This window comes from Streptomyces cyaneus (genome assembly GCF_004028635.1).
GTDB lineage: Bacteria > Actinomycetota > Actinomycetes > Streptomycetales > Streptomycetaceae > Streptomyces > Streptomyces cyaneus.
The window spans coordinates 55,858-80,706 of sequence record NZ_RQJW01000009.1; the positions used below are offsets into that span (position 1 = coordinate 55,858).

A 24,849-nucleotide genomic window follows, 5' to 3' on the forward strand; every position below is an offset into this window, starting at 1 on the left:
TGGTACGGCGCGGTAGCCACCCCCCGGAAAGCCCGTCAGCGGTCGTCTACGTCACGTCCCGGCGACCGATCTGCCGGGAATACCCCGTGCCCGTGGTGACCGTTGCGCCGCTCCTCCAACTCTTTCGTCAGGTCCTGCAGCTCCGAGCGCATCCAGTCACGGGTGGCGACCTCCCCGAGCCCGATGCGCAGCGCCGCGATCTCACGGGTCAGGTACTCGGTGTCGGCGATGGACCGCTCGTTCTGCTTGCGGTCCTGTTCGAGATTGACCCGGTCGCGGTCGTCCTGCCGGTTCTGCGCGAGCAGGATCAGCGGGGCGGCGTACGAGGCCTGCAGGGACAGGACCAGGGTCAGGAAGATGAACGGGTACTCGTCCCAGCGCAGGTCGCTCGGTGCGGCGATGTTCCACAGCACCCAGACGATGATCACGACCGTCATCCAGACGAGGAACCGCCCGGTGCCGATGAAGCGGGCGATCCGCTCCGACAGCCGTCCGAAGGCCTCCGGGTCCCACTCGGGCAGGATGCGGCGGCGCGGCGGCCGGGGCTGGTCGAGGCGCGCGCGGGGCGCCCGGGTGGCCGCGGTGGCGCCCGACGCCACGCGCTCGCGCGTTCCCTCCCGCTCAGGAGCCATGAGCCGCCACCCCCTCGCCGGTGTCCTCGTCCAGGTGGAACTCCGTCTCCCGCCAGTCCTCGGGCAGCATGTGGTCCAGCACGTCGTCCACGGTCACCGCGCCCAGCAGCGACCCGGACTCGTCGACGACGGGCGCCGCGACCATGTCGTACGTCGCGAAGAACCCGGCGACGATCGGCAGCGAGGCCTCCGGCGCCAGGGCCTCCAGGGCCTCGTCGACCATCGAGCTGACCAGGGTGTACGGGGGGTCGCGCAGCAGGCGCTGGAAGTGGACCGTGCCGAGGTACTTGCCGGTGGGCGTCTCGTCGGGCGGGCGGCAGACGTAGACCTGGGCGGCGAGGGCGGGGGACAGGTCGGGGTTGCGGACCCGGGCGAGGGCGTCGGCGACGGTGGCGTCGGGGCGCAGGATGATCGGTTCCGTCGTCATCAGACCGCCGGCCGTGTGCTCCTCGTAGGCCATCAGGCGGCGCATGTCGGCCGCGTCGGCGGGCTGCATCAGGCTCAGCAGCCGCTCCTGGTCGTCCTCCGGGAGCTCACCGAGCAGGTCGGCCGCGTCGTCCGGGTCCATGGCCTCCAGGACGTCCGCGGCGCGCTCCTCCTTCAGCTTGCCGAGGATCTCGATCTGGTCGTCCTCCGGGAGCTCTTCGAGTACGTCGGCGAGGCGGTCGTCGTCGAGGGCGGCGGCGACCTCGGCGCGGCGCTTGGGGGAGAGGTGGTGCAGGACGTTGGCGAGGTCGGCGGGGCGCAGCTGCTCGAAGGTGGCGAGGAGGCTCTCGGCGCCCTGTCCCTTCTCCTCCAGGGTGAAGCCGGTGACGGCGGACCACTCGACGGTCAGCGACTCGCCCCTGGCCCGCCGGAAGGCTCCGCTCTTGCCGCCCTTGCGTACGAACACCTTGTCGATCTCCCAGTCCCGGCGCGCCGGCAGCTGTCCGACCGACAGATCGAGGACGGTGACCTCCTCGCCGGTCTCGACGAGGGTGACGCGCCGGTCGAGCAGCTCGCCGAAGACGAGGCGCTCGGTGGGGCGCTGCTCGAAGCGGCGGACGTTGAGCACGCCGGTGGTGAGGACCTGGCCGGACTCGATGCTGGTGACGCGGGTCATGGGCAGGAAGATGCGGCGCCGGGTGGAGAGTTCGACGACCAGGCCGAGCAGCCGCGGGGGGCGTCGGCCGACGCGCAGCATGACGACCAGATCGCGGACGCGGCCCACCTGGTCGCCGTTCGGGTCGAACGCGGCGACGCCGGCGAGGTGCGAGACGAAGATCCGGGGGGCGCCGGCTGCCATGGCTGCGGCTCCTTTGCGTGCGGGTGTGCCGTGTTGCTGTCGCTGTTTGGTCGCTCTTTGTTCGCTGTTTCGCTTGCTGTGCCGGTTTTCCGAATTGCCCGCTCGGGTGGGCTTCAGGCTAGCCCGTCCGGATCCGATACGCCCTGGTGAGCGGTCCGGACGGACTGGCTCCGCCAGGGCCCTGACCGCCCGGTACGCTGCCGTACGCCGCTCGGGCCCCACGACAGAAAGGCAGCCCCACCTGTGACCGCTATTCCCCAGGGTCGTACTCGCCGGGCCGCGCTGGTGAGCGCCGTGTGCGCCCTGGTCGTGTCGGGAACGGCACTGACGGGATGCAGCGAGGACCCCGACGAGGGCACCAACGGGGTCGGCAAGCTGCCCGCCGCCGAGATCCAGCGCAAGACCCGTGCGGCCGCCGACGCCACCGACGCGGTGCGCCTCTCCGGGAACGTGGTGACCAGCGGACGTACCTACAAACTCGACATGCGGCTGAAGTCCGACGGCGCCACCGGGTCGGTCACCGTGCGGGGGGCGATGCTCCAGCTGCTGCGGATCGGTGAGCAGCTGTATCTGAAGGCCGACGCCGGTTTCTGGAGCGACGCGGGCGCGGAGGGCGGCGCCGGCCAGGCGGATGCCGCGGCCGCGGACAAGCTGAACGGCAAGTTCGTGAAGGTGCCGCAGGGCGATCCCTCGTACAAGAAGTTCAGCGGCTTCACCGACAAGGACGTCCTCCTGGAGGGCCTGTTGACCCTCCACGGCGCGCTGGCGACGGACGGCCACCACGAGCAGGGCGGCACCCGCACCATCCGCATCACCGGCGACAAGGGCGCCGGCGGCACCCTCGACGTCTCCCTGGAGGGCACCCCGTATCCCCTCCGCCTGACCCGGGCCGGCGGCGCGGGCACCCTGACCTTCTCGTCCTGGGGCAAGGACTTCGCCCTGGAGAAGCCGGCGAAGGACGAGACCGTGGACTACGGCAGGCAGCTGCCGACGTCGTGACCGCCGGTCGGCGCCGCTGCTACCGGCGGCGCCGCTTCTTCTTCTTCTTCTTCAGCAGCAGCCGCGGCAGCCCCGCAGGGATCGGCTGACGTGTCGTCGCCGGGGACGGCAGCGGCGCCTCGGCCAGGGAGCCGTCCGGCAGCGGGGCGGTGGCTCCCGTCGGCTCCAGGCGCAGCACCCGGCACTCGCGGGCCCAGCGGGACGGCATGGCCTCGCCGTCGGGAGCGTTGAGCCGCTTGCCCTTCAGCTCGGCAACCGTCGCCTCCCACTGCTCGGAGCCCGAGGCGAGTTCGACGACCGTCGCGGTCCAGGAGACCAGCCGGCCGCCCTTGTCCTTGCTGCGCACGGTGACCTCGGCGGAGCCGCCGTCGGCCAGCCCCGGCAGCGGCTGCTCGCCCGGCCCGTCGCCCACGACACACGCCGCACCCTCGTGCCACACGTGCCACAGCGCCCGGGCGGGGACACCGGGCCCCTTGACCCAGATGAGGCCGGACTTCTTCGTGGCCTCCTCGACGAGGGCCTGGTCGAGCAGCTCGCTTGTCATGGCCCAAGACTATCCAGCGGTCGCCGGCCGGGTCAGAGCCATCCGTTCCGCTTCAGCGTGCGGTGGATGCCGAGGCAGATGGCCACCGTGATGCTCATGATCACCGGGTAGCCGTACTTCCAGTGCAGCTCGGGCATGTGCTTGAAGTTCATCCCGTACACACCGCACACCATCGTCGGTACGGCGATGATCGCGGCCCAGGACGTGATCTTCCGCATGTCCTCGTTCTGCGCCACGGACGCCTGCGCGAGGTTGGCCTGGAGGATCGAGTTGAGCAGCTCGTCGAAGCCGATGACCTGCTCCTGCACGCGGGCGAGGTGGTCGGCGACGTCCCGGAAGTACTTCTGGATGTCCGGGTCGATCAGCCGCATCGGCCGCTCGCTCAGCAGCTGCATGGGACGCAGCAGCGGCGACACGGCGCGCTTGAACTCCAGCACCTCACGCTTGAGTTGGTAGATCCGGCCCGCGTCCGTGCCGCGCGGCGACCCCTTGCGCCCCGGCGAGAACACCTCCGTCTCCACCTCGTCGATGTCGTCCTGCACCGCGTCGGCGACGGCGACATACCCGTCGACGACATGGTCGGCGATCGCGTGCAGCACGGCCGACGGGCCCTTGGCGAGCAGCTCGGGGTCGTCCTGCAGCCGGTGCCGCAGCGCCCGCAGCGAGCCCTGGCCGCCGTGCCGGACGGTGATGAAGAAGTCCCGCCCGGTGAAGCACATGACCTCGCCGGTCTCGACGATCTCGCTGTTGGCGGTGAGTTCGTCGTGCTCGACGTAGTGGATGGTCTTGAAGACGGTGAACAGGGAGTCGTCGTACCGCTCCAGCTTGGGCCGCTGGTGGGCCTGCACCGCGTCTTCCACGGCCAGCGGGTGCAGCCCGAACTCGCTGGCGATTCCGGAGAATTCGGCCTCAGTCGGCTCGTGCAGTCCGATCCACACGAAGCCGCCGTCACGCCGCACCTGACGCATCGCCTCGTGCGGGGTCAGGGGCTTCGCGCTCTCGACGCGAGCGCCGTTCCGGTAGACGGCGCAGTCGACGACGGCGGAGGGCGTCGCAGGGTCGCGGGTGGTGTCGTACGCGCCGGTGTCCTTGCGCAGTGAGATGCGGGACGGGCGGACCACGGCACGCAGGTCGCGGATCATCGACATGGGCAGGCTCCTTCGCAACGGGCAACGAAGCGTGGAGGGCCGCCGGACGGGTGGAACTGCCCGGAATGGGGACGTCCTGACCTCAGGATGTTTGGCACGTCCACAAAGCGGGGAGCACCGCACCGTCGCGGTGGCGGGCTTCGTTGCTGATTCAGATCAGACAGATCAGGCAAAGCGAAACGAAGTGCTCTTCCGTGTGAAGACGCGAGCGTGAAAGGCGGCGGTCAGCCAGAGCCGGAACAGCCGAATCAGCTACATCAGTGGCGGGAAGAGCGAGTGGTACTGCACGGTCGACTTCGATCCATGACAGCCCCACCTCCTCCGGCCGGTCCCTCGTGAGGGACGATCCACACCCCGTTCGGGGTTCCCCGTAGGGGAGTCTTTATCGGTGTCGGGACTCGATCGCGACGCCTCTGCATGCTGTCCCGAACACCGGGCAAGAGTATCAGCCGACTGAAGTGTCAAGGCGCTGCTTTGCCCGGTACTGACGAGTTCTATGCTCGCCGCATGGCTGATGTTCTTCCTCTGGTCGAGGCCCGGTTGCGCACCGCGCTGGGCGAACCGGACGCGCGCGCGGCGGTCACCTTCCTCGGTACGGACCGCATCGAGGTGCTCCGTTTCCAGGAGGGCGACATCGTCCGCTACGCCACGCTCGGCATGTCCGCGCAGCCCATGAGCGACCCCACCGCGGTGCTCGCCGACCCGGTCAAGGGGCCGCGCGCCGAGCTGGTCCTCTCCATCCGTTCCGGCGTCGCGGACACCGACAAGGTGCTCCGCCCGCTCGCCGTACTCGCCGCGTCCCCGCAGGTGGAAGGCGTGATCGTGGCCCCGGGTGCCTCACTGGACGTGGGCGAACCGCTGTGGCCCGGCGCCCCGTTCACCTCGGTCCTGGTCGCCGAGCCGGGCGGCCTGGTCGAGGACCTGGAACTCGACGAGCCGGCCGGCCCCGTGCACTTCCTGCCCTTGCTCCCCATGACCCCGAACGAGGCCGCCTGGAAGCGCGTGCACGGCGCCCAGGCCCTTCAGGAGCGCTGGCTGACGAACGGGACGGACCTCCGGGATCCAGCTCGCACGTCCGTTCCGCTTGACTGACGATCGCGTGAGCAACCTCACCAACCGGTGGCCGAAAACCATCAGTTGGCGAACACCGCGACGCTGTCCTCGGTCGCGTGCCGCGTCTCCGACTCCTGCGCGTCACGGGTGAGCGCCTTCCGCCGTACGACGACCACGAGCGCGCCGGCCACGGCGGTGACCGCCGCCACCACGAACGGGATGTGGGTGCTGCCGGTCCACTCCTCGATCCTCGGCGCGAAGAACGGCGCGGCCGCCGCCGCGAACCACCGCACGAAGTTGTAGCCCGCGCTCGCCACGGGGCGAGGTGCGTCGGAGACACCGAGGGCCAGCTCCGTGTAGACGGTGTTGTTCACGCCGATGAACGCGCCGGACAGGATCGTGCAGACGACGGCGGTGGTGTGGTCGCCGTAGCCGAGGACCAGCACGTCCACGGCGAGCAGCACCAGCGAGCCGCCGAGCACCTTCAGCGAACCGAACCGCTCCTGCATGCGCGGCGCCACGACCACCGAGAACACGGCGAGCAGCACACCCCAGGCGAAGAACACCGCACCCGACCGGTACGGGCTCATGTCCAGCACGAACGGCGTGAAGGCCAGCACCGTGAAGAACGTGTAGTTGTAGAAGAACGCCGAGACTGCCGTGGATGCCAGGCCGCCGTGTCCGAGTGCCTTGAGCGGGTCCAGGAGTGAGGTCTTGCGGGCCGGCGTCGGCTGTTCCTTCAGGAACACCGAGATGCACAGGAAGCCGACCGCCATCAGGAAGGCCGTACCGAAGAACGGGTAGCGCCAGCTGGCGTCGCCGAGCAGCGCGCCCAGCAGCGGCCCGCACGCCATGCCGAGGCCGAGGGCGGACTCGTACAGCAGGATCGCCGCGGCGCTGCCGCAGGCTGCCGCGCCGACGATGACGGCGAGGGCCGTGGAGACGAAGAGCGCGTTGCCGAGCCCCCAGCCCGCCCGGAACCCGACCAGTTCACCGACCGATCCGGAGGTGCCCGCGAGCCCGGCGAAGACGACCACGAACGCGAGGCCGAGCAGCAGGGTCTTGCGGCCGCCGATCCGGCTGGAGACGAAGCCGGTGACCAGCATCGCCACGGCGGTGATGAGGAAGTACGAGGTGAAGAGCAGGGAGACCTGTCCGGCCGTGGCGTTCAGGCCGCTCGCGATGGACGGCAGGATCGGGTCGACGAGTCCGATGCCCATGAAGGCGACGACGGACGCGCCGGCCGTCGCCCACACGGCCTTCGGCTGCCGCAGAGAAGTAGATGGCATATACACATATTAACTTAGGCACGCTAAGGAACGCAAAGGAATCAGCTCCCTCGGTGAGCGGGTTCCGCCCGGACGGGTGATCGTCCTTGACGTGACGCAGAAGGGGTAGGACCGTGGGGCCCTATGAGGGGCGAACCCAGTTGCCCGAAGTGTGGTGGCCGGGTCAGGGCTCCCGGCCTCTTCGCCGACACCTGGCAGTGCGATGTGCACGGCACCGTGCATCCGGTGCAGCCCGTGATCCCGCCGAGCGTCGAGGCCCTCGGCGTTGTCATGCATCGCACGCAGGTGCCCGTCTGGATGCCGTGGCCGCTGCCGATCGGCTGGCTGTTCACGGGCGTCGCCAGCGCGGGCGACGACCGCAGCGGCGGCCGTGCGAGCGCCGTGGCCTGCTCCGGCCCGGGGCCGCTCGGCGGCATGGGCGAGCTGATCCTGGTCGCCGAGGAGCTCGGTGTCGGCCTCGGCGCGCGCTATGCGGGCATCGACGGCCCGGACCCGGGGCCGTACATGAACGTCGAGAAGCCACCCCAGGCCAAGGTCCTCGCCGCCGGCCGCCCGACCCCGCTGTGGCACGTCTACCGCACCCCCGACGACCGTGCCGTCTTCGCGGGCGAGGCGCTCGGTATGTGGCTGTGGGCGGTCATGTGGCCCGAGCAGTCGGGGTTGTTGATGTACGACGAGCTGGTGCTGACGGACCTGCGGGATGCGGGGGCGGAGCTGGAGTTGGTGCCCTGTGGGGCCTTGTCGCCACGCTTGCTCGAGCCGTAGCGCTCCGCTGGGTTGAGCCGTAGCGCTCCGCTGGGTCGAGCCGTGGGGCGCCTTCGGGCTCGGGTAGTCGAGCGTGATGTGCGGCCGCGGGTGGTGTGTGGCTGGTCGCGCCCACGCGGCGGAGCCGCATATCGACACAGCCCCGTGCCCCTGGGGGCGTGTGTGTAGGGGGCGCTAGAGGCGTACGGGTGTGACAGGGTCGTTGAATATGCGGTTATCCTTGAGCGTCCCCTTCCGTTCCGCCGGTGTCTGGAGTTTGTGTCGTGCGCATCGATCTGCACACCCACTCCACCGCCTCCGACGGTACGGACAGCCCGGCCGAGCTCGTGCGCAACGCCGCCGCGGCCGGACTGGACGTCGTGGCGCTCACCGATCACGACACCACCCGCGGACACGCCGAGGCGATCGCCGCGCTGCCGCGTGGGCTCAGCCTCGTCACCGGCGCCGAGCTGTCCTGTCGTATCGACGGCATCAGCATGCACATGCTGGCCTACCTCTTCGACCCCGAGGAGCCGGCGCTGCTCGCCGAGCGGGAGCTGGTGCGCGACGACCGGGTGCCCCGGGCCCAGGGCATGGTCGCCAAGCTCAACGCGCTGGGCGTGCCCGTCACCTGGGAGCAGGTGCTGCGGATCGCCGGTGACGGCTCGGTCGGCCGGCCGCACGTCGCCTCCGCGCTGGTCGAGCTCGGTGTCGTACCGACCGTGAGTGACGCCTTCACCGAGGACTGGCTGGCCGACGGCGGGCGGGCCTTCGTGGAGAAGCACGAGACCGACCCGTTCGAGGCGATCCGGCTGATCAAGGCAGCGGGCGGGGTCACCGTCTTCGCGCATCCGGCCGCGAGCAAGCGGGGCCGTACGGTGCCGGAGTCCGCGATCGCCGACCTGGCCGCGGCCGGGCTCGACGGCATCGAGGTCGACCACATGGACCACGACCTCGACACGCGTGCGCGGCTGCGCGGGCTCGCCAAGGAGCTCGGGCTGCTGACGACCGGGTCCAGCGACTACCACGGCAGCCGCAAGACGTGCGTCCTCGGCGAGTACACGACGGATCCCGAGGTGTACGGCGAGATCACGCGGCGGGCGACCGGAGCGTTTCCCGTCCCGGGGACCGGCGGGGTCTGAGGTCTCTCACCCACAGGTCCGTTTCATCTCACCCGGCGCTGCAGGCTGTGTCCACCCGTTCCGCCCTGCGGAACGACTGCCCACAGCGGTAGCCCCCTTCGCAAGGCTCACCCATGTTCGATCTCGCCGTCTTCGGCTCCCTCTTCCTGACCCTCTTCGTCATCATGGATCCCCCCGGGATCACCCCGATCTTCCTCGCGCTCACCGCCGGTCGTCCGGCCAAGGTGCAGAAGCGGATGGCCTTCCAGGCCGTCTGTGTGGCGGGCGGTGTGATCACGGTGTTCGGGCTCCTCGGCCACCAGATCCTCGACTACCTGCACGTCTCGGTCCCCGCGCTGATGATCGCGGGTGGGCTGCTGCTCCTGCTGATCGCGCTCGACCTGCTCACCGGCAAGACCGACGAGCCGAAGCAGACCAAGGACGTCAACGTCGCCCTCGTACCGCTGGGCATGCCGCTGCTGGCCGGGCCGGGAGCGATCGTGTCGGTCATCCTCGCCGTGCAGAAGGCCGACAGCATGGCCATGCAGGTGTCGGTGTGGACGGCGATCCTCGCCATCCATGTCGTGCTGTGGCTCGTGATGCGGTACTCGCTGCTGATCATCCGGGTCATCAAGGACGGCGGAGTGGTCCTGGTGACGCGGCTCGCGGGCATGATGCTGTCGGCGATCGCGGTGCAGCAGATCATCAACGGGGTCACGCAGGTGATCCAGGGGAGCTGAGGCCCCTCGCGTGCACAAAAGGGCCCCGTACGGCGTCGTAGCCGTACGGGGCCCTGAAGCTTCTGCGGTGATCCGCGTCTGTTACGAGGCCGTGGTCTCGGCCGGTCGGATCCACAGCCGCTGTCCGATCGCGGCGGCCTGCTGAACGATCCGGTTGACGGAGGCGGCGTCCACGACGGTGCTGTCCACGGGCGTGCCGTCGACCTCGTCGAGTCGCATGATTTCGAAGCGCATGGCTTCTCCCTTCGTCTGGTCATCCTCCTGAGGAGAACTACTGAGGTACGTCTTGCTTGGTTACACACGTATGCAACGGCCTGCGTGTTACAAACATTCCCTACGCTAAAGAAATTTTTCGAACGGCTAACTACTGACCGGTAAGTGGTTGCAGAGGGATCAAGGTGGGACCGACCGGGACCGGTTGTGTTCGCAGCGTGACCGCCGGGACAATGGAGGCGATGAACGACGACCTCGCGGCACTCGCCGCCCGCATCGACCACACCAACGAGCTGCTGCAACGCATGCTCGCCGAGGTGGCGAAGACGCCCTCGACCCACGCGATCTTCGTCGACGCGGGCTATCTGTACGCCGCCGCGGGACGGCTGGTCGCCGGGACGGAGGACCGCCGGGCCTTCGACCTGGACGCCGAGGGACTGATCGAGGCACTCATCGACCGGGCACGCACGATCTTCGCCGACAGCAGGCTGCTGCGGGTCTACTGGTACGACGGCGCCCGGCGCCGTATCCACACGGCGGAACAGCAGTCGATCGCCGAACTTCCTGACGTGAAGGTGCGGCTGGGCAACCTCAACGCCAACAACCAGCAGAAAGGCGTCGACTCCCTCATCAGGACCGACCTGGAGTCACTCGCCAGGCACCGCGCCATCAGCGACGCGGCCCTGCTCGGCGGGGACGAGGACCTGGTGTCGGCGGTCGAGGCGGCGCAGGGGTACGGGGCGCGGGTGCACCTGTGGGGCATCGAGGCGCCGGAGGGCCGCAACCAGGCCGAGCCCCTGCTCTGGGAGGTCGACAGCCAGCGCACCTTCGACCTCGACTTCTTCAAGCCGTACGTCTCCCGGCGCACGGCCGCCGCGTACGAGGCGGCGGGGGCCCGGCCGACGCGGGACGACGTCCGGTTCGTCGGCGCGCAGATCGCGGCGAAGTGGCTCGCGGCGAGGGGGCGGGAGTCGCTCGTGGAGTTGCTGCCCGGGCATCCCTATCTGCCCGGTTCGGTGGACCAGGACCTGCTGGTGGAGGCGGAGGGCCTGCTGCAGTACTCGCTGCGCGGGCAGGCCGATCTGCGGCGGGCGTTGCGGGACGGATTCTGGGAGCACTTGCAGGCGCAGTACTAGCCGCACTGGCTGCAGCGGCCGCGCTGCCGGCAGCTACTGCCGGATCCGCAGGTCACTTGGCGTCAGTCACGTCGACGGTGTCCCAGAAGTCGGCGACGGCCTGGGCCGTGCGCAGGGGCTGGTCGGCGTTGGGGGAGTGCTCGGCGCCGGGGATGATCGTCCGGTGGGCGTTCAGGCGTGCGGCCATGTCGTCCAGGACCGGGACCGGCCAGGTGTCGTCGCTGGCGCCCGACAGGACGTGGAACGGGAGCGGTACGGCGGCCAGTTCGTCGACGCGGTCCGGTTCCGTGCACAACTGACGTCCCGTCGCGAAAAGTTGCGCGGGCTTCGTGCCGAGCCAACGGCGACGCAGCAGCTCCTGGCCACCGATGCCGCGCGCCGGCCCGCCGACCTCCTCGGGCGGCCCCATCGCGCGGATCGCCTCCCAGGTCTCGGCCATGGTCATCACCGCGAGCGCGTCCCGCAGCAACTTCACGCGCTGCTGCTGAGAGTCGGAGATCTGGGCGGGCCCCGACGCCATGAGGGTGAGCGAGCGGAACGGCGAATGGTCGAGGAGGACGGCCGCACGGGCGATCTGGCCGCCGAGGGAGTGGCCGAAGAGGTGGAGCGGCGTGTCGAGGGTGCCCAGGGCTGCCGCCTGAGCGAGAACGTCCCGGGCCAACTCGCCCTGCGCGTAAGCGGATTCGTCGTCCTCGGGGCCGTCCGACTCATGCTGCCCGCGACCGTCGACGGCGACCGTACGGTAGCCGCGCGCCGCGAGCGGCTCGTGCATGAGCGTGAAGTCCTCCTTGCTGCCGGTGAACCCGGGGAGCAGCAGGGCGACACCTCGGGGCTCGACACCGGGGGCGGCCGGGGAGTCGACGACGGCGAACGCGCCGCGGGAGGTGTGGAGGGCGTAGGCGCGGGCGTTCGGGGGCGGCGTGAAGGCGGGTTCGGTGGTCACGGGGGGAGGGTAGCGGGCGGCGACTGGACGGTGTCGAGGCCGGGGTCTGCTGTATGGCGCCGGTCCGCATCACTCAGCCGGTTTGGGGGGGCGCTGGGGGTTGTGCCTGGCGGCGCTGACGGTCACTTCCCGGCGCTGGCCGACATCTTCCAGCCGGTCCGGCGTCTGAGGGCGAGTCCCGCCATCCCTAGCCCCTACCTGCCCGCTGGGGGCTGTGCCTCGGGGCGCTGATGGCCCTTCCCGGCGCTGGTCGGCGTCTTCCAGCCGGTCCGGCGTCTGAGGGCGAGCTCCGCCTTCCCGATCCCCCACCCACCCGTAGGGGGCTCCACCTCTCGACGCCGCCCCAGGCAATCCAGCCCGTCCGGGGCTGCGCTTCTGGACGCAGGCCCAGGCAATCCAGCCCGTCCGGCGCTTGAGGACGAGGCCCGTTCAGGGCCGAAGCGGGGGTCTGGGGGCCGCAGGCCCCCAGGGGCGGGGTCGAAGGGGCGGCAGCCCCTTCAAGGACGGGAAGGGTAGGGGCGGCGGGGGCGAATCCAGGAACGCCGACGGCCCGGCTCCGCGCGAGGCGGGACCGGGCCGTCGTACGGGAGATCAGCTCTCCACGGGCTCCGTGGCGGCCGTGGCCTTACGCGTACGGCGCACCTTGGGCTTCACCTCGGCGACCTCCGCCGTGCCGTCGACGGCCTCCACGGTCGCCACGGCCTTACGGGTGCGGCGGCGCGGGGCGGCAGCCTCCGTGACCGTCGGCTCCTGCGTGGCCTGCGCCGGGATGTCGGCGGCCGGCGCGGCGGACGCCGCGGTCTTGCGGGTGCGGCGCACCTTGGGCTTGGCCTCGGTGGCCTCGGCCGTGTCGACGGCAGCCTCGGCGGCGACCGTTGCCTTACGGGTACGCCGCGGCTTGGCCTCGGCGGCCTCCGGCTCAGCGACGGTCGTGGCGCTCGCAGCGGTCGCAGCGGCCTTGCGAGTACGGCGCGGCTTCGCCTCCGTACCCTCGGCGACGTCCACAGCGGCTTCGGCCGCGACCGTCGCCTTGCGCGTACGGCGCGTCTTGGGCTTGGCCTCGGTGGCCTCGACCGTGTCGACGGCAGCCTCGGCGGCGGCGGACGCCGCAGTCTTGCGGGTGCGCCGTGCCTTGGGCTTGGCCTCGGCGGCCTCCGCCTCCTGGACCGTCTGGGCCGGGATGTCGGCGGCGGGGGCGGGGGCTTCGACGGTCGCCGCGGTCTTGCGGGTGCGGCGCGTCTTGGGCTTGGCCTCGGTGGCCTCTGCCGTGTCGACGGCGGTCTCGGCAGCGGCCGTTGCCTTACGGGTCCGGCGGCGCGGCTTGGCCTCCGTCGCCTCCGGCGTCTCCTGTGCGGCCTCGGTGGTGCCCTCGGCCGTGTCGACCACGGCTTCGGCGGCGGCCGTTGCCTTGCGGGTGCGGCGGCGCGGCTTCGCGGCGGGGGCCTCCTCGGGCGCCGCGACCTGGGGAGCCGCAGGGGCCGCAGGAGCCGTAACAGCCGTAGCGGGCTCGGACGTCTGCACCGCCTCCGCGATCTTCGCGGCCTCCGCCTCGGGCGCCGGCACGGCTTCCGCCGAAGTCGCCTTCGGCTCCGCCGACTTGCGCGTCCGGCGGCGGCGCGGCTTCGCCGTGGCCTCCTCGGCGGTGTCCACGGACGGACCCTCAGCCGTGGCGACGGCAGCCTCTGCGGCCTCCGCGGGCTCGGGCGCCGAGGACGTGGCCGTCACGGCAGGGGTCGGCTCCGCCGATGCTCCGCCGCGCGTACGGCGACGGCGGCGCGGGGTGCGGGGCGCGGTCACGGACTCCGCCGTGGTGGCCTCGACGGTCTCGTCCGTCGCCGCAGGACCGGCGACCGGCGCCGACGTCTCGTCCAGCGAGGCTCCGCCGCGCGTACGACGGCGACGACGCGGCGTACGTGCCGGGCGCTCGCGGTCCGGCGAGGACGAGCGGGACTCGTCCCGGCCGCCTCGGCCACCGCGACCGCGCGCACCGCGTCCGCCGGTCTCGCCGAGGTCCTCCAGCTCCTCCGCTCCGAGCCCGGCGCGCGTGCGCTCCGAGCGCGGCAGGACACCCTTGGTGCCGGCCGGGATGTTCAGTTCCTCGAAGAGGTGCGGGGACGTGGAGTACGTCTCCGGCGGGTCGTTGAAGTCGAGCTCCAGCGCCTTGTTGATCAGCTGCCAGCGCGGGATGTCGTCCCAGTCGACGAGCGTGATCGCGATGCCCTTCGCACCCGCGCGGCCGGTACGGCCGATGCGGTGCAGGTACGTCTTCTCCTCTTCGGGAGACTGGTAGTTGATGACGTGGGTCACGCCCTCGACGTCGATGCCGCGCGCGGCGACGTCGGTGCAGACGAGGACGTCCACCTTGCCGTTGCGGAAGGCGCGCAGCGCCTGCTCGCGCGCGCCCTGGCCGAGGTCGCCGTGGACCGCGCCGGCGGCGAAGCCGCGCTGCTGGAGCTGGTCGGCGAGGTCGGCCGCGGTGCGCTTGGTACGGCAGAAGACCATGGCCAGTCCCCGGCCGTCGGCCTGCAGTATGCGCGCGACCATCTCCGGCTTGTCCATGTTGTGCGCGCGGTAGACGAACTGCGCGGTGTTCGCGACCGTCGCGCCCTCGTCGTCCGGCGCGGTGGCGCGGATGTGGGTGGGCTGCGACATGTAGCGGCGCGCGAGGCCGATGACCGCGCCCGGCATGGTCGCCGAGAACAGCATGGTCTGGCGGCGGGCCGGCAGCATGTTGATGATCTTCTCGACGTCGGGCAGGAAGCCCAGGTCGAGCATCTCGTCGGCCTCGTCGAGGACGAGCGCCTTGATGTGCTTGAGGTCGAGCTTCTTCTGGCCCGCGAGGTCCAGCAGTCGGCCCGGGGTGCCGACGATGACGTCGACACCCTTCTTGAGGGCCTCGACCTGGGGCTCGTAGGCCCGGCCGCCGTAGATGGCGAGGACGCGGACGTTGCGCACCTTGCCCGCGGTCAGCAGGTCGTTGGTGACCTGCGTGCACAGCTCGCGCGTGGGGACGACGACGAGGGCCTGCGGGGCGTCGGTGAGGGCCTCGGGCTTGGCGCGACCGGCCTCCACGTCGGCGGGGACGGTGACGCGCTCCAGGAGCGGGAGACCGAAGCCCAGCGTCTTGCCGGTGCCGGTCTTGGCCTGGCCGATGACGTCCGTGCCGGAGAGGGCGACGGGGAGGGTCATCTCCTGGATGGGGAAGGGGTTGACGATGCCGACGGCCTCAAGGGCCTCGGCGGTCTCGGGAAGGATTCCGAGCTCTCGGAAAGTCGTAGTCAGGGTGCTGCCTCTTCTGTGTACGCGGTGCGAGGCGAGCGCGGGGGTCTTTGACGGACCGTGCCGGGGGACGTCGGCTGCCATACGGTCGGGCCGTAAGGCACGGGACCACTGCCGACGCTCTAGCGCTCGTACCGCTGAGGGTGTCCCTCCGGTCGTCGTACGCACAGTGCCGTACGGCCGGGGAGGGCTGTCGGGTCGGAGCCGATCGGGCCACCGACCGGGCATCCTCATAACGTGCGGCCCGTCGAATACGTCAGAGTATTCAGCAGGCGCATTACCACCATACCCCGGAAACGCGCACATGCGATGGCCGAATTGGTCACGTAGTCGGCGTCACACTCATTGACCAGGGCCTTCCCTGTCACGGTGAGCGGGCTATTGTGCGCTTCATGACGACGCCTGACAACACCCCTGACGCCTCTGACACCGCTGACTCCACTGTCGAACACACCGGGGTCGCCGCCCAGGACTGGGCGCAGGCCTCCGCCGATCCGCAGTACCGGGCCGCTGTCGTGGACCTGCTCGGCGCGCTGGCCTACGGGGAGCTGGCGGCGTTCGAGCGGCTGGCGGAGGACGCCAAGCTGGCGCCGACGCTGGCGGACAAGGCGGAGCTGGCGAAGATGGCGTCGGCGGAGTTCCACCACTACGAGAAGCTGCGGGACCGGCTCACCGAGATCGGGGCCGAGCCGACGGAGGCGATGGAGCCGTTCGTCGCCGCGCTGGACGGGTTCCACAAGCAGACGGCGCCTTCGGACTGGCTGGAGGGGCTCGTCAAGGCGTACGTCGGTGACTCGATCGCCAGTGACTTCTACCGGGAGGTCGCGGCTCGGCTCGACTCGGACTCGCGCGGTCTTGTGCTGGCCGTGCTGGACGACACCGGGCATGCGTCGTTCGCCGTCGAGAAGGTGCGGGCCGCGATCGATGCCGATCCGCGTGTGGGCGGGCGGTTGGCGTTGTGGGCGCGGCGGTTGATGGGGGAGGCGCTGTCGCAGTCGCAGCGGGTGGTTGCGGATCGGGATGCGCTGTCGACGATGCTCGTGGGTGGGGTCGCGGACGGGTTCGATCTCGCGGAGGTCGGGCGGATGTTTTCGCGGATTACTGAGGCGCACACCAAGCGGATGGCTGCGCTGGGGTTGGCCGCGTAGGGTTTTCGCCCCCGCCGCCCCTACCCGTCCCGTCCTCCAGGGGCTGCCGCCCCTTCGACCCCGCGTTCTGGGGGCCTGCGGCCCCCAGACCCCCGCTTCGGCCCTGAACGGGCCTCGTCCTCAAACGCCGGACGGGCTGAAATGCCTGGGCCGGCGTCGAGAGGTGAAGCCCCCTGCGGGTGGGTGGGGGATCGGGATGGCCGTGCTCGTCCTCGGACGCCGGACGGGTTGGATGATGCCGCCGCCGCGAGGCAGCGCGCCCTGCGGGTGGATGGGGGATCGGGATGGCGTGGGCTCGTTCTCGAGCGCCGGGCGGCTGGAAGGGCGGACCGGCGTTCAGGGAAGCTGCCCGGGGTGACGTCAGGGCTTTTGCGGCCGCTCCCCGGGGTCTATGCGGTCGCCGAGTGGCGGTGGAGTCTTCCCGCGGGGCGTACCAGCAGGGAGAGGGAGGCGGCGGAGAGTGCTGCCGCGCCGATGAGGATCAGGAAGAGGTTGCCGAAGCCCAGCGCGGTGTGCGTGATGAAGGCGCCGAAGAGGGCGCCGGCGACACCCGTCGGCAGGACCAGGGAGCGGGCGGGCAGGCGGTGCGGCAGGCGGTGGGCGGCAGCCCATGCCAGGGCCAGGCCGAGGATCGCGGAGCTGAGCGCTTCCAAGAGCATGTTGGGGTCCCTCCCACATGGCCGGCCTGCTCGAAACGGTCGTAGCCCGTCATACCCCTGACCTGCGGAATGCAATCCTCCTCTGTGATCGACCTGTGCTCCATCCGTGGAGAGAAAAAGGGAGGGGCCCGGCGACCGATGGTTGTCGCCGGGCCCCTCCCGTCACGCCTGTCCGGCGGCGCCTGCCTACAGCGCGCCGAAGCCCACCTTGCGCGGGGCCGGCTCACCGAGCTCCACGTACGCCAGGCGCTCGGCCGGGACCAGGACCTTACGGCCGTGCTCATCCACGAGGGTCAGCAGCTGTGACTTCCCGGCCAGCGCCTCGGACACGGCCCGCTCGACCTCCTCGGCACTCTGACCGCTCTCCAGAACGATCTCGCGGGGCGCGTGCTGCACGCCGATCTTGACCTCCACGGCTATGTCCCTCCGACGGTCAGTGAAGTGCGCGACCTTCCGCGCCGTACCCAGCACACATTAGCCCGGTGAGGGGACGTACACGCTCCGCCCGAGAACGCCAGGAGCGAACAGCGGACGGGAACAAACGCCCCGCACACGCGCGTGCGTGTCAGTGGTGCTCCGTGCCGTGCATCGGGAAGCCCGCGATGCCGCGCCACGCCAGGGACGTCAGCAGCTGCACCGCCTCGTCGCGCGGAACGCTGCGGTCGCTGTGCAGCCAGGAGCGGGCCACGACCTGGGCGAGGCCGCCGAGGCCGGAGGCGAGGAGCATCGACTCCGCGCGCGAGAGGCCGGTGTCCTCGGCGATGACGTCGCGGATCGCCTCGGCGCACTCGATCGTGACCTTGTCGACGCGCTCGCGCACGGCCGGTTCGTTCGTCAGGTCCGACTCGAAGACCAGGCGGAAGGCGCCGCCGTCGTCCTCGACGTACGCGAAGTAGGCGTCCATCGTCGCCCGTACGCGCTGCTTGTTGTCGGTCGTCGAAGCAAGCGCGTTCCGTACGGCCTGGATCAGGGACTCGCAGTGCTGGTCCAGCAGTGCGAGGTAGAGGTCGAGCTTGCCCGGGAAGTGCTGGTAGAGCACCGGCTTGCTGACGCCGGCGCGCTCGGCGATGTCGTCCATCGCGGCAGCGTGATAACCCTGCGCGACGAAGACCTCCTGGGCAGCGCCCAGAAGCTGGTTCCGTCGGGCACGGCGCGGCAGGCGAGTGCCCCGCGGGCGTGCCGCCTCTGTCTGCTCGATGGCTGTCACGCCGCCTCCCAATGTCGTCCACATGCGGTGTGCGCCGCGCCGCCATCGTACTTTTCGGTAACCCTGCTGTGCGCGGTGCGAGCGCAGAATTTCACGGACCGGACGGTGACGAAAGTCGTGCAGAAGGTTTGAAAACGGGCCGGAACGGGCAACAAATAGCCTCATTCCTGCTCAGTGGCGCTCTCTTCCGCGCTCCCTTCGGCGCTTTCTTCCGCTCTCTTTCGCGTCCGGCTGCGCCTTCGCCGACTGCTGCCACCAGTGGTGACCGGTGGTCACCGATAGTCGTCCTCGTCGATGGAGACGACGCGTGCCTGTTCGGCCAGGTCGGCCTCGTTGGCCCGGTCCTTGTTCGCGCCGGTCATCGGGTCGTCGCGGTCCGGACGGACATCGGCGTGCTGCTCGGCCGCGTCGGCCGCGGGGGCCTCGACGTCGAACTCCTGGGCTTCCTCGGTGTCGTCGTTCACGAATGTCTCGGGGTCGGTGGGATCGACGGCCATTGCGGGCTCCCTTCCTAGAACGTCCCCGTGGGGCACAACGTCCCTGGGTGAAGCAGGGGTCCATATGCGGGTGCCCTGCGTATGAGCCTAGGAGACACAGGTTCCGGACGCTATGCGATCTGCGGGGGATCTGTGGGCAATTCGGGCGGGCTTCGCGGGCGTCGGGCCTGGCCGGGTGGGGCCAGGGGGGACCGTATGGTTGCCATGTACGTGTCGACTTGTGACGGCGAACACATGAACCACGGCGTGATCGTCTCGTAACATTGCCGCATGTCTTCGACCGAACTCCCGTCCGCGCCGGCGACTGCCAATGTGCTGCCCAAGGTGGCGACCGTCAGGGTCGCGGAGGGGGAGCGGCTTCGATCGGTCGGGCTGCCGGGGATCACGCTGACGGTGCGTTCGAGGCCGCCCGCACGCGAGGGGCTGCCGCCCGCGCTGTACGTCCATGGACTCGGCGGTTCCTCGCAGAACTGGTCGACGCTGATGGAGCGGCTCGAGGGGCACGTCGACTGCGAGGCCGTCGACCTGCCGGGCTTCGGCGACTCGCCGCCGCCGGACGACGGCGACTACTCGATCACCGCGCACGCACGCGCGGTGATTCGTTATCTCGACGCCTCCGGTCGCGGCCCCGTACACCTCTTCGGCAACTCGCTCGGCGGCGCGGTCACCACGCGCGTCGCGGCGGTCCGTCCCGATTTGGTCCGTACGCTCACTCTTGTGTCGCCCGCGCTGCCTGAGATCCGCGTCCAGCGCACGGCTGTGCCCACGGCCCTGCTCGCCGTGCCCGGAGTGACCGGGCTCTTCGCCCGGCTCAGCAGGGGGTGGACGGCGGAGCAGCGAGTCCGTGGCGTGATGCATCTCTGTTACGGCGACCCCGAGCGCGTGACGCCGGAAGGATTCCGTAACGCCGTCGAGGAGATGGAACGGCGGCTGCAACTGCCGTACTTCTGGGACGCGATGACGCGTTCCGCGCGCGGGCTGGTCAACGCCTACACGCTGGGCGGCCAGCACGCGCTGTGGCGCCAGGCCGAGCGGGTGCTGGCCCCTACGCTGCTCATCTACGGCGGCCGGGACCAGCTCGTGGGCTACCGCATGTGCCGGAGGGCCGCGCGCACCTTCCGCGACTCCCGCCTGCTGAGCCTGCCGGAGGCCGGGCACGTGGCGATGATGGAGTACCCGGAGGTGGTCGGTCGGGCGTTCCTTGAACTTCTCGCGGAGGCAGGGGAGTCGGCGGCCGTCGCGAGCGGCGGGCGCGTCGCGGCCGGCGAGGCTGCGACCGGGGGCGGCGAGGCTGCGACCGCGGCTGTCGGCCGGGGCGCGGACGGCGCCGGGGGCAGGGCTGCCGCCGCCGGCGAGGCCGTGACCGAGAACGCGGGGAGCTGAGGCGCGACGTGGGACGCCACAGCCGTCGCGGATCTGCCGCCAAACGCGACACCGCGGACACAACTGCACGACAGGGCTCTCGGGGAGCGCAACCGGAGACGGGGGCGGGCCAGCGGGGGCCATCCGTGCCGGGTACGGGATCCGGCAGGATCCCCGCCGCACGGCCGGGTGCGGTTCCGGGCGCGGGGCGGGGTGGTTGGTCGCAGGCCGGTGGGGCTGGTGGCCCCGGTTCTGGCGGTAGACCCGGTGGTCCCGGCCCTCTCGGTGGTCCTGGTGGTCCTGGTGGGCCCGGCGGTCGCCGGGTGCCCGGTCCGCCGCCCGCTCGGCAGGGGATGCCGGCGGGTGGGGCTCCGGTGTATGGCGGGCGGGGGTTCCCGGACGGCACGCCCGCGCAGGGGGTCCCGAGGCTGCCTGATGGCACGCCTGCCCATGGTTTTCCGAGACTGCCCGATGGCACGCCCGCGCATGGTTTTCCGAGGCTCCCCGACGGCACCCCCGCCCACGGTGTTCCTCGTCTGCCGGACGGCACCCCCGCCCACGGCACCCCCCAAGCCCGCGGCGGTCACCCCGAGCAGCGTGAACCGGGTGGTGGCTGGGGTGAGTTGAGGGGGCGTGGCGGGGTTGCGTACGGCGCTCCCGCGGCGGCCGGGCCTCCACCGGTGACCGATGTTCCCCTGCCCCGGCCCCGGCGGGCATCGCCGTTCGAGGGGCCCAGGCAGGACTATCTCGACGCCTTCGAGGCGGACGTCGACGTCTTCGCGCCCCGTACGTCCGGCGCCGCGAACGACACCGACCCGTACGCCTCCGTCACCGACTGGGACACCGAGGCCGGGGCTCGTATCGGCGTCGCGAACGACACCGACGCCGACGCCGAGTTCGACGACGACGCCCCGCCGACCGGTGAGCCCGTGCCGGCGAAGGGTGCCAAGGGCCGGGCCTTCACCGGCATCGCGGCCGCCGCCGTCGTCACCGTGCTGGCCGTGGTCGTCGCCGGGCAGGTCACGAAGGGGCGGGAGGACAGCGACGTACAGTCGCAGTCCGCCACGGATCAGGCGCGGGACGACCGTGATTCGGCCTCGCGTGGGGACGGGCGGCCGGCGCCGAGCGTGGCGCCGCTGACGTACGAGCAGAAGATCAACCAGAGGTACGCGCTCAGCGCCGAGCTCAAGGGCTCGGGGAAGTTCGACGCGGTCCCGGGGATCGACAAGGCGCCCGGCGTGGGGCAGAAGTTCACCTATCGCGTGGATGTGGAGCAGGGGCTCGGGCTCGACGGGGAACTCTTCGCACAGGCCGTGCAGAAGACGCTCAACGACGACCGCAGCTGGGCACACAACGGTGCCCGCACGTTCGAGCGCATCTACTCCGGCAAGCCCGACTTCGTGATCACGCTGGCCAGTCCCGGTACGACGGCCGACTGGTGCGCCAAGTCCGGTCTGGACACCACCGTCGACAACGTGTCGTGCGACTCCCTCGCCACCGAGCGCGTGATGATCAATGCGTACAGATGGGCGCAGGGGTCGGAGACGTACGGTGATCGGATCCACGCGTACCGGCAGATGCTGATCAATCACGAGGTCGGCCACCGGCTCCGCTACAACCACGTCACCTGCGACAAGGACGGCGACCTCGCCCCGGTCATGCAGCAGCAGACCAAGTTCCTCGACCATGGCGGGATTCACTGCCGGGCCAACCCCTGGCCGTATCCCGGGAGTTGACGCGTGACTCATACGTCACATTGACATGTGCAGCGAGTTCATACATATTTCTGCACATGTCGACCCGTCACACCTCCTCTCGCGCCGCCATCGAGCTGGCGCTCATCGGTGTGACCGCCCTGTGTGTGGCCGACATTCACTGTCGCTGACGCCCGCCCTTCGGCGTTCGTGTCGCGATCTTTTTCCACTCCTGTGAGCCGCTGACGGGTTTTCCGTCCCGCGTCTCGTTCATGGACTTCTGACGACCCGGCGCCGGGGCGGACGTCTGCCCATCTCCGTCTCATTCCTCGTCGAATCGTCTCGCCATTCGAGAACGGGTCGGATCGCCCGACCCGTAGATGCGAGATCGATCAAGTGCGAGAGCAATCAATCCGAGAGGTCGTCTCCGATGCGTCAACCGTCCGTCATAGCGCGCCGCGTGGCCGCGGCATCCGTCAGCCTGGTCGTGGCAGCGGGCGCCGCCGCCTGCGGGCCTGAGGACAACGATGCCAAGGCTGCCGGCGGCGACTCCACGCCCCACAAGGGCGGCACGCTCACGGTCCTGAACTCCAACCCGCAGGAGGACTTCGACCCCGCCCGCCTGTACACCTCCGGCGGCGGAAACGTCCCTTCCCTGGTCTTCCGTACGCTCACCACCCGCAACCGCGAGAACGGCGAGGCCGGCGCCGAGGTCGTCCCCGACCTGGCCACCGACACCGGGCGCCCCAACAAGGACGCGACCGTGTGGACGTACACCCTCAAGGAGGGGCTCAAGTACGAGGACGGCACCAAGATCACCTCAGCCGATATCAAGTACGGCATCGAGCGCTCCTTCGCGCCCGAACTGTCCGGCGGCGCCCCCTACTTGCGGGACTGGCTGGTCGGCGCCGCCGACTACCAGGGGCCGTACAAGGACAAGAAGGGCCTCTCGGCGATCGAGACGCCGGACGAGCGGACCATCGTCTTCCATCTGAACAAGCCCGAGGGCGAGTTCCCGTACCTGGCCACGCAGACGCAGTTCACGCCCGTGCCGAAGAGCAAGGACACGGGCACGAAATACGAGGAGCACCCGGTCTCCTCCGGCCCGTACAAGGTCGTCAGCAACGAGAACGACGGTGAGCGGCTCGTCCTGGAGCGCAACACCTACTGGTCCGCCTCGACGGACGCCGAGCGCAAGGCCTACCCCGACAAGGTCGACGTACGGTCCGGGCTCGACTCGTCCGTGATCAATCAGCGGCTGTCCTCGTCCCAGGGCGCGGACGCGGCCGCGGTCACCACGGACACCAACCTCGGCCCGGCCGAGCTGGCCAAGGTGACCGGCGACAAGGACCTTGCTGCTCGCGTCGGTACCGGACACTTCGGCTACACCAACTACATCGCGTTCAATCCGACGATCAAGCCGTTCGACAACGCCAAGGTGCGGCAGGCGATCTCGTACGCCATCGACCGGTCGTCCGTGATCAACGCCGCGGGCGGTTCCGCGCTCGCCGAGCCCGCCACCACCTTCCTGCCGAACCAGAAGTCCTTCGGCTACGAGCCGTACGACCTGTTCCCGGCCGGCAAGGCGGGCAACGCCGCGAAGGCCAAGGAGCTGCTGGCTCAGGCCGGTTACAAGAACGGGCTCACCGTCACCCTGACCCACTCCAACGCCAAGGACTTCGAGACCAGCCCCGAGATCGCCACCGCGATCCAGGACGCGCTGAAGAAGGCCGGCATCACGGTCAAGCTGCAGGGGCTGGAGGAGAACGACTACTCCGACAAGATCCACAACGTGAAGACCGAGCCCGGCTTCTTCCTTGCCCACTGGGGTGCCGACTGGCCCTCCGGAGGTCCCTTCCTCGCCCCGATCTTCGACGGCCGGCAGATCGTCAAGGACGGCGCGAACTTCAACACGGGCCTGCTCGATGACAAGTCGGTCAATGCCGAGATCGACGCGATCAACAAGTTGACCGATCTTGACGCCGCCGCCGAGCGGTGGGGTGCACTGGACAAGAAGATCGGTGAGCAGGCGCTGACCGTGCCGCTGTTCCACCCGGTCTACAAGCGGCTGTACGGCAAGGACATCAAGAACGTCGTGATCAGTGACTGGACCGGTGTTCTGGACATCTCCCAGGTCGCGGTGAAGTAGCGCCGTGAGTGAGGCAGTTCTCGCCGTCGAGGCTCCCGGGGTGTCTGCTCCGGGAGCCTCGGGGGCCCGTCAGTTCTGGCGGCGGCTGCGAACGCAGCGCGCCGCCCTGGTCGCGGCGGTCGTCGTCGCACTGCTCGTCCTGGTCGCGCTCGCCGCACCGCTGCTCACCGCGATCGAGGGCCAGGACCCGACCACCTACCACCCGTCCCTGGTGGACTCCGCGCGCGGAGGCGTGCCCATCGGATCGTTCGGGGGAGTGAGCGCCGATCACTGGCTCGGTGTCGAACCGCAGACCGGCCGGGACCTCTTCGCGCGGCTGGTGTACGGGGCCAGGGTCTCCCTCGGCGTCGCGCTGGCCGCGACCGTCGTCCAGGTCGCCATCGGCGTCGTGGTGGGCGTCGCGGCCGCGCTGGGCAGCCGCTGGGTCGATCAGCTGCTGAGCCGCTTCACCGACGTCATCGTGGCGATGCCGTTGATGATCATGGCGTTGGCGCTGCTCGCGATCGTGCCGTCGAGTTTCCCGCGGCCCGTGCTGGTCGCCCTCGTGATCGGGCTGATCGCATGGGGCAGCATCGCGAAGATCGTGCGTGCCCAGACGCTCACCCTCAAGGGGCTCGACTACGTCGCCGCCGCCCGGCTCAGCGGCTGGCGCACCTGGCGGATCGCCGTCCGCGAGCTGCTCCCGGGACTCGCGGCGCCGGTCATCACGTACGCCGCGCTCCTGATCCCGCAGAACATCACCGTCGAGGCAGCCCTGTCCTTCCTGGGCGTCGGCGTGAAGCCGCCGACGCCGTCCTGGGGACAGATGCTCACCGCCGCCGACGTCTGGTACCAGGCCGCTCCGCAGTACCTGCTGCTGCCCGCCGGCGCGCTCTTCGTCACCGTCCTCGCGCTGACCGTCCTCGGCGACGGTGTGCGCACGGCGCTCGACCCGCGCGCGGCGTCCCGGCTGCGCGTCGGCACCGGCCGCAAGAGGGAGGCCAAGGCATGAGGGCCATGGGAGAGGG

24 protein-coding genes are annotated in these 24,849 nt (G+C 70.4%); 12 read left to right on the forward strand and 12 right to left on the reverse strand.

The genetic code is table 11. The features are described 5' to 3' along the window. Positions 1-35: 35 nt before the first annotated feature. Positions 36-632, reverse strand: coding sequence for a DUF1003 domain-containing protein (locus EHO50_RS30650; RefSeq protein ID WP_128434484.1), 597 nt, complete (start codon positions 630-632; stop codon positions 36-38). Beyond that, positions 622-1,917, reverse strand: a complete 1,296-nt coding sequence (locus EHO50_RS30655; protein WP_128434485.1) for a magnesium transporter MgtE N-terminal domain-containing protein — start codon at positions 1,915-1,917, stop codon at positions 622-624. Before EHO50_RS30655 ends, EHO50_RS30650 begins: the two co-directional genes overlap by 11 nt. Positions 1,918-2,160: 243 nt before the next feature. Here EHO50_RS30655 and EHO50_RS30660 point away from each other — a divergent pair, with 243 nt between their 5' ends. Beyond that, a complete protein-coding gene (locus tag EHO50_RS30660; RefSeq protein ID WP_128434486.1) occupies positions 2,161-2,916 on the forward strand; it encodes a hypothetical protein in 756 nt (251 codons plus the stop codon). A 19-nt stretch (positions 2,917-2,935) separates the two neighbouring features. On the opposite strand, the gene EHO50_RS30665 is transcribed toward EHO50_RS30660, so the two are convergent. Continuing rightward, on the reverse strand, positions 2,936-3,460 hold the full coding sequence (locus tag EHO50_RS30665) for a hypothetical protein (RefSeq protein ID WP_128434487.1): 525 nt from the start codon (positions 3,458-3,460) through the stop codon (positions 2,936-2,938). 32 nt (positions 3,461-3,492) lie between these two features. Beyond that, positions 3,493-4,608, reverse strand: coding sequence for a magnesium and cobalt transport protein CorA (locus tag EHO50_RS30670; protein WP_128434488.1), 1,116 nt, complete (start codon positions 4,606-4,608; stop codon positions 3,493-3,495). A 507-nt stretch (positions 4,609-5,115) separates the two neighbouring features. On the opposite strand from EHO50_RS30670, the gene EHO50_RS30675 reads away from it, so the two are divergent. Further along, positions 5,116-5,700: a suppressor of fused domain protein gene (locus EHO50_RS30675; protein WP_128434489.1), complete on the forward strand. Its 585-nt coding sequence runs from the start codon at positions 5,116-5,118 to the stop codon at positions 5,698-5,700. Positions 5,701-5,741: 41 nt separating this feature from the next. Here the strand turns inward: EHO50_RS30675 and EHO50_RS30680 are convergent, their stop codons facing one another. Continuing rightward, a complete protein-coding gene (locus EHO50_RS30680; RefSeq protein ID WP_128434490.1) occupies positions 5,742-6,950 on the reverse strand; it encodes an MFS transporter in 1,209 nt (402 codons plus the stop codon). 123 nt (positions 6,951-7,073) lie between these two features. Here EHO50_RS30680 and EHO50_RS30685 point away from each other — a divergent pair, with 123 nt between their 5' ends. From EHO50_RS30685 to EHO50_RS30695, 3 genes are all read left to right on the forward strand, one after another. Then, positions 7,074-7,715, forward strand: coding sequence for a DUF6758 family protein (locus EHO50_RS30685; RefSeq protein ID WP_128434491.1), 642 nt, complete (start codon positions 7,074-7,076; stop codon positions 7,713-7,715). Between the two features lie 263 nt (positions 7,716-7,978). Next, complete coding sequence (locus EHO50_RS30690) at positions 7,979-8,836, forward strand: PHP domain-containing protein (RefSeq protein WP_128434492.1); 858 nt, start codon at positions 7,979-7,981, stop codon at positions 8,834-8,836. 113 nt (positions 8,837-8,949) lie between these two features. Next, the gene (locus tag EHO50_RS30695) at positions 8,950-9,555 is read left to right on the forward strand and encodes a MarC family protein (RefSeq protein WP_128434493.1); all 606 of its coding nucleotides are present in this window, start codon (positions 8,950-8,952) and stop codon (positions 9,553-9,555) included. A gap of 81 nt (positions 9,556-9,636) precedes the next feature. Here EHO50_RS30695 and EHO50_RS30700 read toward each other — a convergent pair whose 3' ends face one another. Continuing rightward, complete coding sequence (locus EHO50_RS30700) at positions 9,637-9,789, reverse strand: hypothetical protein (protein WP_093906763.1); 153 nt, start codon at positions 9,787-9,789, stop codon at positions 9,637-9,639. Positions 9,790-10,010: 221 nt separating this feature from the next. On the opposite strand from EHO50_RS30700, the gene EHO50_RS30705 reads away from it, so the two are divergent. Continuing rightward, positions 10,011-10,904: an NYN domain-containing protein gene (locus tag EHO50_RS30705; RefSeq protein WP_128434494.1), complete on the forward strand. Its 894-nt coding sequence runs from the start codon at positions 10,011-10,013 to the stop codon at positions 10,902-10,904. A 52-nt stretch (positions 10,905-10,956) separates the two neighbouring features. On the opposite strand, the gene EHO50_RS30710 is transcribed toward EHO50_RS30705, so the two are convergent. Beyond that, entirely contained in the window at positions 10,957-11,847 is an 891-nt protein-coding gene (locus EHO50_RS30710; protein WP_128434495.1) for an alpha/beta fold hydrolase, read from the reverse strand. Positions 11,848-12,438: 591 nt separating this feature from the next. Next, positions 12,439-15,210 carry a DEAD/DEAH box helicase gene (locus EHO50_RS30715; RefSeq protein WP_164904984.1) on the reverse strand — a complete coding sequence of 924 codons (2,772 nt, stop codon included), beginning with the start codon at positions 15,208-15,210 and terminating at the stop codon, positions 12,439-12,441. 308 nt (positions 15,211-15,518) lie between these two features. Between EHO50_RS30715 and EHO50_RS30725 the strand changes: the two genes are divergently transcribed. Next, the gene (locus EHO50_RS30725; RefSeq protein ID WP_373921934.1) at positions 15,519-16,274 is read left to right on the forward strand and encodes a ferritin-like fold-containing protein; all 756 of its coding nucleotides are present in this window, start codon (positions 15,519-15,521) and stop codon (positions 16,272-16,274) included. Positions 16,275-16,663: 389 nt separating this feature from the next. Here the strand turns inward: EHO50_RS30725 and EHO50_RS30730 are convergent, their stop codons facing one another. From EHO50_RS30730 to EHO50_RS30745, 4 genes are all read right to left on the reverse strand, one after another. After that, complete coding sequence (locus EHO50_RS30730) at positions 16,664-16,933, reverse strand: hypothetical protein (RefSeq protein ID WP_128434499.1); 270 nt, start codon at positions 16,931-16,933, stop codon at positions 16,664-16,666. A 186-nt stretch (positions 16,934-17,119) separates the two neighbouring features. Beyond that, positions 17,120-17,347 (reverse strand): DUF3107 domain-containing protein, encoded by a 228-nt coding sequence (locus tag EHO50_RS30735; RefSeq protein WP_003998121.1) that lies wholly within the window; start codon positions 17,345-17,347, stop codon positions 17,120-17,122. A gap of 151 nt (positions 17,348-17,498) precedes the next feature. Beyond that, complete coding sequence (locus tag EHO50_RS30740; RefSeq protein ID WP_128434500.1) at positions 17,499-18,140, reverse strand: TetR/AcrR family transcriptional regulator; 642 nt, start codon at positions 18,138-18,140, stop codon at positions 17,499-17,501. Positions 18,141-18,412: 272 nt separating this feature from the next. Then, positions 18,413-18,637 (reverse strand): hypothetical protein, encoded by a 225-nt coding sequence (locus EHO50_RS30745; RefSeq protein ID WP_128434501.1) that lies wholly within the window; start codon positions 18,635-18,637, stop codon positions 18,413-18,415. Between the two features lie 270 nt (positions 18,638-18,907). Here EHO50_RS30745 and EHO50_RS30750 point away from each other — a divergent pair, with 270 nt between their 5' ends. The 5 genes from EHO50_RS30750 (at position 18,908) to EHO50_RS30765 (ending at position 24,833) form a co-directional block, all read left to right on the forward strand. After that, positions 18,908-20,020, forward strand: coding sequence for an alpha/beta fold hydrolase (locus EHO50_RS30750; RefSeq protein ID WP_128434502.1), 1,113 nt, complete (start codon positions 18,908-18,910; stop codon positions 20,018-20,020). 8 nt (positions 20,021-20,028) lie between these two features. After that, positions 20,029-21,735, forward strand: a complete 1,707-nt coding sequence (locus EHO50_RS30755) for a DUF3152 domain-containing protein (protein WP_164904985.1) — start codon at positions 20,029-20,031, stop codon at positions 21,733-21,735. A 56-nt stretch (positions 21,736-21,791) separates the two neighbouring features. After that, positions 21,792-21,884, forward strand: coding sequence for an Ms4533A family Cys-rich leader peptide (locus EHO50_RS45890; protein ID WP_323377644.1), 93 nt, complete (start codon positions 21,792-21,794; stop codon positions 21,882-21,884). A 239-nt stretch (positions 21,885-22,123) separates the two neighbouring features. Further along, entirely contained in the window at positions 22,124-23,842 is a 1,719-nt protein-coding gene (locus EHO50_RS30760; RefSeq protein ID WP_128434503.1) for an ABC transporter substrate-binding protein, read from the forward strand. Positions 23,843-23,846: 4 nt separating this feature from the next. Beyond that, entirely contained in the window at positions 23,847-24,833 is a 987-nt protein-coding gene (locus EHO50_RS30765) for an ABC transporter permease (RefSeq protein WP_128434504.1), read from the forward strand. The last annotated feature ends 16 nt before the right edge of the window (positions 24,834-24,849 follow it).

Bases quoted from the DNA above. Each gene is read 5' to 3' on its own strand.
- EHO50_RS30680 (WP_128434490.1), bottom strand. From the start codon at position 6,950: ATGCCATCTACTTCTCTGCGGCAGCCGAAGGCCGTGTGGGCGACGGCC.
- EHO50_RS45890 (WP_323377644.1), top strand. From the start codon at position 21,792: ATGTCGACCCGTCACACCTCCTCTCGCGCCGCCATCGAGCTGGCGCTC.
- EHO50_RS30705 (WP_128434494.1), top strand. From the start codon at position 10,011: ATGAACGACGACCTCGCGGCACTCGCCGCCCGCATCGACCACACCAAC.
- EHO50_RS30695 (WP_128434493.1), top strand. From the start codon at position 8,950: ATGTTCGATCTCGCCGTCTTCGGCTCCCTCTTCCTGACCCTCTTCGTC.
- EHO50_RS30750 (WP_128434502.1), top strand. From the start codon at position 18,908: ATGTCTTCGACCGAACTCCCGTCCGCGCCGGCGACTGCCAATGTGCTG.
- EHO50_RS30745 (WP_128434501.1), bottom strand. From the start codon at position 18,637: ATGGCCGTCGATCCCACCGACCCCGAGACATTCGTGAACGACGACACC.
- EHO50_RS30715 (WP_164904984.1), bottom strand. From the start codon at position 15,210: ATGGCAGCCGACGTCCCCCGGCACGGTCCGTCAAAGACCCCCGCGCTC.
- EHO50_RS30725 (WP_373921934.1), top strand. From the start codon at position 15,519: ATGACGACGCCTGACAACACCCCTGACGCCTCTGACACCGCTGACTCC.
- EHO50_RS30670 (WP_128434488.1), bottom strand. From the start codon at position 4,608: ATGTCGATGATCCGCGACCTGCGTGCCGTGGTCCGCCCGTCCCGCATC.
- EHO50_RS30700 (WP_093906763.1), bottom strand. From the start codon at position 9,789: ATGCGCTTCGAAATCATGCGACTCGACGAGGTCGACGGCACGCCCGTG.
- EHO50_RS30760 (WP_128434503.1), top strand. From the start codon at position 22,124: ATGCGTCAACCGTCCGTCATAGCGCGCCGCGTGGCCGCGGCATCCGTC.
- EHO50_RS30665 (WP_128434487.1), bottom strand. From the start codon at position 3,460: ATGACAAGCGAGCTGCTCGACCAGGCCCTCGTCGAGGAGGCCACGAAG.
- EHO50_RS30730 (WP_128434499.1), bottom strand. From the start codon at position 16,933: ATGCTCTTGGAAGCGCTCAGCTCCGCGATCCTCGGCCTGGCCCTGGCA.
- EHO50_RS30655 (WP_128434485.1), bottom strand. From the start codon at position 1,917: ATGGCAGCCGGCGCCCCCCGGATCTTCGTCTCGCACCTCGCCGGCGTC.
- EHO50_RS30650 (WP_128434484.1), bottom strand. From the start codon at position 632: ATGGCTCCTGAGCGGGAGGGAACGCGCGAGCGCGTGGCGTCGGGCGCC.
- EHO50_RS30685 (WP_128434491.1), top strand. From the start codon at position 7,074: ATGAGGGGCGAACCCAGTTGCCCGAAGTGTGGTGGCCGGGTCAGGGCT.
- EHO50_RS30675 (WP_128434489.1), top strand. From the start codon at position 5,116: ATGGCTGATGTTCTTCCTCTGGTCGAGGCCCGGTTGCGCACCGCGCTG.